This is a genomic window from Anabaenopsis arnoldii, from assembly GCF_028331025.1.
GTDB lineage: Bacteria > Cyanobacteriota > Cyanobacteriia > Cyanobacteriales > Nostocaceae > Anabaenopsis > Anabaenopsis arnoldii.
Window position 1 is genome coordinate 1 of record NZ_JAQMUH010000047.1, and the last position, 7258, is coordinate 7258.

8 protein-coding genes are annotated in these 7258 nt (G+C 41.5%); 3 read left to right on the forward strand and 5 right to left on the reverse strand.

Going from position 1 to position 7258, the window contains the following annotated elements; genetic code table 11:
* The coding region (locus PN457_RS03820; protein WP_271731440.1) for a serine/threonine protein kinase at positions 1 to 1491 on the reverse strand (1491 nt) is incomplete at its 3' end.
* A 206-nt stretch (positions 1492 to 1697) separates the two neighbouring features.
* Here PN457_RS03820 and PN457_RS03825 point away from each other — a divergent pair.
* The gene (locus PN457_RS03825; protein WP_271731442.1) at positions 1698 to 2087 is read left to right on the forward strand and encodes a hypothetical protein; all 390 of its coding nucleotides are present in this window, start codon (positions 1698 to 1700) and stop codon (positions 2085 to 2087) included.
* A 44-nt stretch (positions 2088 to 2131) separates the two neighbouring features.
* On the opposite strand, the gene PN457_RS03830 is transcribed toward PN457_RS03825, so the two are convergent.
* The gene (locus tag PN457_RS03830) at positions 2132 to 2629 is read right to left on the reverse strand and encodes a DUF427 domain-containing protein (RefSeq protein WP_271731443.1); all 498 of its coding nucleotides are present in this window, start codon (positions 2627 to 2629) and stop codon (positions 2132 to 2134) included.
* Positions 2630 to 2890: 261 nt separating this feature from the next.
* Positions 2891 to 3214 (reverse strand): hypothetical protein, encoded by a 324-nt coding sequence (locus PN457_RS03835; protein ID WP_271731445.1) that lies wholly within the window; start codon positions 3212 to 3214, stop codon positions 2891 to 2893.
* Between the two features lie 1338 nt (positions 3215 to 4552).
* Here PN457_RS03835 and PN457_RS03840 point away from each other — a divergent pair.
* Entirely contained in the window at positions 4553 to 5392 is an 840-nt protein-coding gene (locus tag PN457_RS03840) for a tetratricopeptide repeat protein (protein WP_271731446.1), read from the forward strand.
* An 87-nt stretch (positions 5393 to 5479) separates the two neighbouring features.
* Here the strand turns inward: PN457_RS03840 and PN457_RS03845 are convergent, their stop codons facing one another.
* Positions 5480 to 5824, reverse strand: coding sequence for a hypothetical protein (locus PN457_RS03845; protein ID WP_271731447.1), 345 nt, complete (start codon positions 5822 to 5824; stop codon positions 5480 to 5482).
* Positions 5825 to 6061: 237 nt separating this feature from the next.
* Here PN457_RS03845 and PN457_RS03850 point away from each other — a divergent pair, with 237 nt between their 5' ends.
* Complete coding sequence (locus PN457_RS03850; RefSeq protein WP_271731449.1) at positions 6062 to 6967, forward strand: DMT family transporter; 906 nt, start codon at positions 6062 to 6064, stop codon at positions 6965 to 6967.
* Here the strand turns inward: PN457_RS03850 and PN457_RS03855 are convergent.
* Complete coding sequence (locus PN457_RS03855) at positions 6953 to 7075, reverse strand: hypothetical protein (RefSeq protein ID WP_271731450.1); 123 nt, start codon at positions 7073 to 7075, stop codon at positions 6953 to 6955. The two genes, PN457_RS03850 and PN457_RS03855, sit on opposite strands and share 15 nt — an antisense overlap.
* Positions 7076 to 7258 lie beyond the last annotated feature (183 nt).

Sequence of the window (7258 nt, forward strand, 5' to 3'; positions counted from 1 at the left end):
GCTGATTCCTAATCCGGCGGTGAATAGTCCCAACTTCTTACCGCCAAATTTAATCACCGGCTTAATCATAGGCTTAATCATAGGCTCAATCACAATCCCAATCACAATCCCAATCCCAGCCGCAATCCAAGTCCCAATCCCAATCCCAAACCCAATCCCAATCCCAGCCCCAGTCGCAATCCCAATCAGAGTCAGAATCGCAGCCCAAAACCCAGTCAGAATCTCAACCCAAAACCCAGCCCAAATGAGAGGAACAAGTAGATAACCTGCATAAGTTAACCCAGCAAAACTTAACAACGAACCCACCAACCCCAAATAAGGAACCGATCGCCGTTCAACAGGTAAAGGCGCTGTTTTTACCCGCACAGTTAAACTGTGAACCTCCACATTAGCATTACTCCGTAACCACAACCGACGCTCATAGAACTTGTCCGCCATTAACTTACTAGTATCTACCCAGACATCACAGTTAATCTCATTACCCTTCAACTCCCTCGGTGATACCACAATCCAACTGTGAGAGTCGGGAGTATGGGGCGGGTCTTGGGGATGGGGTGCAACTTCCCATTTCCCCTCTAACAACGTCTCCGACATAGTGTTAACCACTTGTATCGGTTGTTTTAACCTTTCCCCGATGCGAGTAGCTCTAAACTCCAACACCAATGTACTCAACTTCACTTCTGGTACACGCACCACATCCAAGGGTGTCAACGCCTGTAAAGCCGTTTGAGCATCTGCAAACCGTTCTTTCAGCCGTGGTTTAACCATCAACTCCAACCACCCCAGAAACCGCACACTTAACCGGGGTAATAAATCACGGAAATGAATTACATAGGGGTCATCTTCATCTGTCAACTCTTGTATCTGCGTTGACTTTTTCCCTGTGAGTAAACAAATCAACGTAGCACCTAACCCATATAAATCAGAACCCTCCGTGGGTTTACGTAATTGCTCCGGGGGGATAAAACCCGGCGTACCTTGGAACACACTACTAGCCGCCACCTCTTGACTACCAATGCGACTCATGCCAAAGTCAATCAGATACACATTCAATTGGTCATCTACTAAGATATTTTCCGGTTTCACATCTCGATGAATTACCGGAGGTATGCGATTTTGTAAATATACTAATATTTCTAAAACTTTAACTGCTATGTGTTTAATTTCCTCCGGGTCAAAACTGCGCCCGATGGCTAAACTCTCGGCGTTTTTATACTCTTGAACTAAACAAAAGCCGTCATCTGTTGCAAATGCGCCCAAATATTCGGGAATACCGGGGTGTTTCAGTCCCCTTAATACTTGAATTTCCCGCTCATGTTCCTTATATGCTGACCAACTAGAACCAGTCTGAGCAAAACAGAACTGTTTAATTACTACCTGTTGACCTGTCTGTAACTGTGACGCTAACCAAGCAATTCTCCCCCCTTCCCGGTTGCGTCCCAATTCCCTGATTACTTCATAACCCTGTGGTGTAAAGTCTGGATGGTTCATTATTTAGTAGCAGCAAATAACTGTGATTAATGTAACACAAATTATAAACCATCTTTAAATACCCTTTGCGAACCTTTGCGCCACCTTTGCGAACCTTTGCGTTAAAAAAACCAAAAACAAAATATCTACCCTCAGATAGATGACAATGGTTTTTGTGGGATGATTGAATAACCTAATAGCAGATTTTGGGATGAGGGGTAATAGCCATGAACTTACAAGAAACCCAATTACAAATTGCTCAATTGCAGCAACAAATGACCTTAACCCTGGATAATCCCCCATCAGTCAAGTTACAAGTAAAGAATATTAACTTTATCCAGAAACAATTAAGAGCTATTAAAAAAGAGCTAAACTTAGCCATTAAAGAAATCAACCAACAAGCTAGCCAAGCACTCCCAGACAGTATGATCTCATTGGGACTAGATTTATTTGGTCAACGTAAGTTTGCTGGTCAAGTCCGACAAAGCACCAGGAGAGCCATTCAGTCAGAGAAAATCAACTTAAGACAACCTTATATGGAGGTGAAAGATTATATAGACCAAGTGTTATTAGAGGGGGATAAACTGAAATTACAAGCAGAACAATATTTACTGTAGTAGTCCCCTCCCCTTGACAAGGAGAGGGTGAGGGTGGGGTTGATTCACCATCCCCAAGTACCCGGACTACCCTTAAAAGGTCCGACAATATCATGGGTCACCCAACCACCGTAAAAATTACCTGGTTGTGGTTGTACTCTTTCCCCATCCACATAGCAAGCATCCATGAGATGGGCATAGAATGCTACATAATACTTAATAGAGGCAAAATTAGCTGTAGGGTGCGGATAGAACCAAGCCGCATTATGTACTTGTTTATCACCCACGCGGATAGTATAGTAACTAGCGATACCTTTCCACTCACAAAAACTAGATTTTGGCATCAGTATTAAGTATTCCATTTTGATATCCCCTGGGGGAATATAGTAAGTTGGTGGATGACTAGTTTCTAAAACCCGCTTGGCGCTGTGGGTGTCCACAATGACGACATCATTAAAAATGATTTGAATATGTTTGTTTGTGTCTTCTAGACGAGGGGGACGGGGGTAGTCCCAAACTGATTCTTGTCCGGGACTGGGGTTAATGGGTTGAGGAGACACCATGATTAATAAACATTAAAATCCCATTTTAAACAACGAACTACCCAAAAGCCAAGGATTCACACTTAGAGGATGTTTGATAAGTTTTCAACAGGTAATTTTTATTTTAGGGAACAGGGAACAGGGAACAGGGAACAGGGAATGGGGAACCGAAACAATCAAATCCAGTCCCCTCCCCTTACAAGGGGAGGGTTAGGGTGGGGTCAAACAATACAAACATCCTCTTACACAGGGATAGTAAAGCACGCCGAAGCAGTCGAGAGTTTATTTTTTAACTGGCAAATCTGGAGTATGATTAACCATGGTTAAGTATTGATTGCGAGTTCCATCTAAACGGTAGTGATCGCAAATTTGGCAAAGTTTTAAAATATCTAGTTTACCGAAGGATTTTTGATGCTCAATTTTGTTGTCGTTTCGCCACCGCCAAAAAGTTGTTCTATCAATGCGCCGATTTCTGTCAGGCCATCTTCGCTGGGATAAAAACTCGATTAATTCCCCCTCGTCAACGGAATAATTTTCTGGTAACTTCATGAATTTTGCTTTTAATTCCATGAGGGGTATAAGTGGATCTAGATTCGATAGTTTCATCCCAGCACGCTCTTAGGGTTTCATCTTAGTCCAATGATGTGGAAGGATTTATGCACCAAAGTATTCTATGGTTAAATTGCACTGTAACACGGTGAGTTGAATAGCTATGGACACCATGAAGTGATTTAGTCAATATATATAGCATTTCCCATGCTCGTGAGGTACAATTTTTTAGTTTGAGGGAACACACCGAACAGGGAATAGGGAACAGGGAATAGGGAATTAGTGTGTACTTCATGAGCCTGAAAAAGGCTTTATTTGTATTTTTATTTGTATTTTTCTTGACTGTCCTACCTCAACTTTGCTAGATAAATAATAGAGATTTATATTATTTCTCTACAGAGAATAAACTGATTAATATGCAAGTGCAACCCATATGCAACAACTTGACTATTAAGTGTTGGTGAAGATGTGAATAATATGAGTTGTAGAATTATTCAGGCAATCTTATGATTATATCAAAATAGCCGCGCGATCGCCTGTGTTGACCAACCGCAACAATTGGATCTATCTAGAAATGTATTCTTAAGTCAATCTCTGCATAATTCGCCGAGCTAGAATAGAGCGATCGCTTCATCTGAGTTAGGGGATGTTTGTCAAGTCATGATTAGTGTATCAAATATTGTTTTACCCCCACCCTCCCCATTTTCTTCACAAGGGAATGGGACTTGATTTTGTTTCTTCCGGTGTGTTCTCTAATCCCTGTTCCCTGTTCCCTGTTCCCTAAGATAAAAATTACCTGTGGAAAACTTATCAAACAACCTCTTAGGTATAAAAGGGCGGTATCGAGGACTACCCCGCAAGATTTATCATCATGCTGACTGTAGCTTTTGTAACGATTTATCTTAATCTAATTAATATAGCAATCCTAAATGATTCATGAACAATTTCTGTTCGGTGTGTTCCCTGTTCCCTGTTCCCTTTCCTCACTCATAATTTCTCAAGTCAAATAGGATGACTATATTAATTTGACAGGAAAATTCACCGGTTAATTCTAGATAAAGTATCAGGAAAAACATAAAAAATAAATTTATTTGTCTAGAATGTGATTTATATAAAAAATCTGTAAATTATTCCGGATAAATATTTCTATTCTTGAGGCCTGATTTAACAGGTGAATATTAATTAAATCTGGAAAATATTAGTTAATAAGGTTTAGTTACAAAGTCTTGTAGGCACATATTTTTAGTCAGGGGTTAGGGATGTGCGCAAGATTGGAGATATTTGCTATGGTTTTGCTGGTTTCAGATACTCTCAAAACTGAGAACCAATTGTAAATAAAAACAAGAAGTAAATCTAGTCTGAATTGTCGTTCCGGTTGAGGGTTTAAGTTAACTTATGAAACTGCGGTTATTTGAGCGAGAACACCTAAAAGTTAAAAGAAGACTGACTATAGCTGTGGTGAGTATATTAAGTGGAATTACTACTATATCTTGTAGTCAAGATAGAGAGGTATTGATAACAGAAATAGGTCTTAGTCCTCCTAACAGCCGGACAGTGCAAACATCCTCAGCGGGAAATCTCTATGTTGAGGGTAAAAATAAACACCTAAGAGGTGATTTGCAAGGGGCGATCGCTATTTATGACCAAGTTATTGATCAAGACCCAGACTATGCTCAGGTCTATAAAAGCCGGGGACTGGCTTACTTTGACCTGGGAGACAAGCAAAGGGCGATCGCAGATTACAATCAAGCCATTAATCTGGCTCCTGACGATGGCGAAGCCTATAATTATCGGGGAAATGGCCTAGCTTCCCTAGGAGACTACCAACGGGCGATCGCAGACTATAACGAAGCCATTCGGGTTTCCCCCCGCTATGCCGAAGCCTATAATAATCGGGGAAATGCCCGCGCCGCTCAGGGGGACAATGCAGGGGCCATAGATGACTTCAACCAAGCCATTAGCCTAGATTCTCGCTCTGTCATGGCTTACAATAATCGAGGCAATGCTCGGGCAGCCCAGGGAGACAGACAAGGTGCCATTGGGGATTATAATCAAGCCATTCGCCTCAATTCTTCTTTTGCCCCCGCCTACAATAACCGTGGTAATGCCCGCGCTGCAGAGGGAGACAGAGAAGGGGCGCTGCAAGACCTACAACAAGCTGCCTCTATTTTTCAACAACAAAATAATAATGAATTATATCAACAAGTCATGAACAATATTCGCGAGATTAGGTAGCAATCATTGTGATTAATCCCCTCAATTGGGGATTGGAGACTAACTATACCCACAAGGGGATACAGTGGGGAAATGGCGCTCCCAAATTTATTTACTGAATAAAGATTCAAATTCCGCCTGTAAAGATTTGATCTCTGCCAGCCTAGCAACTAGTATATTCTCATTACCTGCATCTATTAAACGGACTTTCCAATAACGAATACTTTCGGCATTATTTAACCAAAACTTTACTACAGTCTCTCTGACCTGTTCAGTATTCCAACCCCATTTTATGGGTAATGGTTCTACAGATTCTAATAAAGCATCCAAAGTACATCTATGGGTGCTGAGATATTCTACACCGCCACTAATTGGTTTGTTTATGGTCTGTTGTTGATGTTTAAAAAACTCCCAAACAGGAGATACTCCTACAATATCAAAGGTGTATTTCATTCCATCTCTCCCCATATTTAATTAGTTGTGTAGAAAATCTTGACGCTGCTAATTAATTCTTGCATACAATCATCTACAGCCATCTAGAAAAAATATTTTCTTCGCCCATAATATGACAAGAATTACCTGGGAAAATTAGCACTCTAAGGCAGAGAGTGCTACTATGTTTTAGGTTCTTTATTGTATTATTAAATGAATTTGTGGATTATTTAAGAGGTAAACTGTATTTTTAATAATTTGTTAACAAATGCCGGGGGAGAGTTAGCGGCTTTAGCTGCTGCTGCTTTGTGGGCGATCGCCTCGGTGGTGTATGGCTTTGTGGGAAATCATATTCCGCCCCTGGGACTGAATTCACTCAAGGGGATAGTAGCGATCGCCTTGCTAATTTTCACCATCTTAGTAACTGGGGAATCCTTACCCACCTCCACCCCCACGCCGATTTTTTTACTGTGCTTGAGCGGAGTAATCGGTATTAGCTGGGGTGATACTGCTTTTATGGGGGCGCTCAATTATTTGGGACCACGTCGTGTGTTACTTATCGGTACCCTGTCCCCTCCCATCACGGCTATCCTGTCCATAATTTGGCTGGGTGAAAGTTTAAATATTAGAGCTTGGTGTGGAATTATAATTACTATTTTAGGAGTTGCTTGGGTAATCACAGAACCGCTTCCCAGTAGCAACAATCATCCCCCCACCCATCTATGGCGGGGGATCGGTTTGGGCTTATTAGCCGCCATCACCAATGCCATAGCTACAGTTATCGCTCGCGTAGCCTTTACTACTGGTAGTATATCATCTTTGTGGGCGGCTTTATTCCGCTTAAGTGCAGCCCAATTGATTCTCTTTGGCTGGCTGTGGTTCCCCAAAGGCCAGGCGCAAGCCTTACCCCATACCTCCTCTAAACCATCCTGGCGGGTCATTTTCGCCGCGTGCTTTGGGGCTTTTTGTGGTACTTATTTAGGTATTTGGCTACAACAAACAGCGATTAAATTCACAGCTGCGGGAATTGCTTCCACCTTATTACAGACCAGTCCCCTATTTGTTATCCCTATTGCTATATGCATTGGAGAAAAAGTGAGTTGGCGAGGGATGGCGGGGGTGATGATTGCCATCATTGGCATTGGATTGTTATTTTTTGACTAGCAGACCACCTTGGGACGGTGTGTACCGTTCTAAATCATCTTTTTGGTCGTAGCTTTGTACAGACCTTCCGCCAGAAGGTCTACAATAATTTAATGAATTTATAGTCATTTATGTACATTTGTAGTATAATATAACTATGAATGTACAATCATTAAATGAATGAAACTATCTGATTATGCAAAAAAGGTAGGGATAAGTTATAGAACTGCGTGGCGTTGGTACAAATCCGGCGTAATCACAGGTTATCAACAACCTACAGGAACCATAATTATTAATCTACCTGAAACCAAC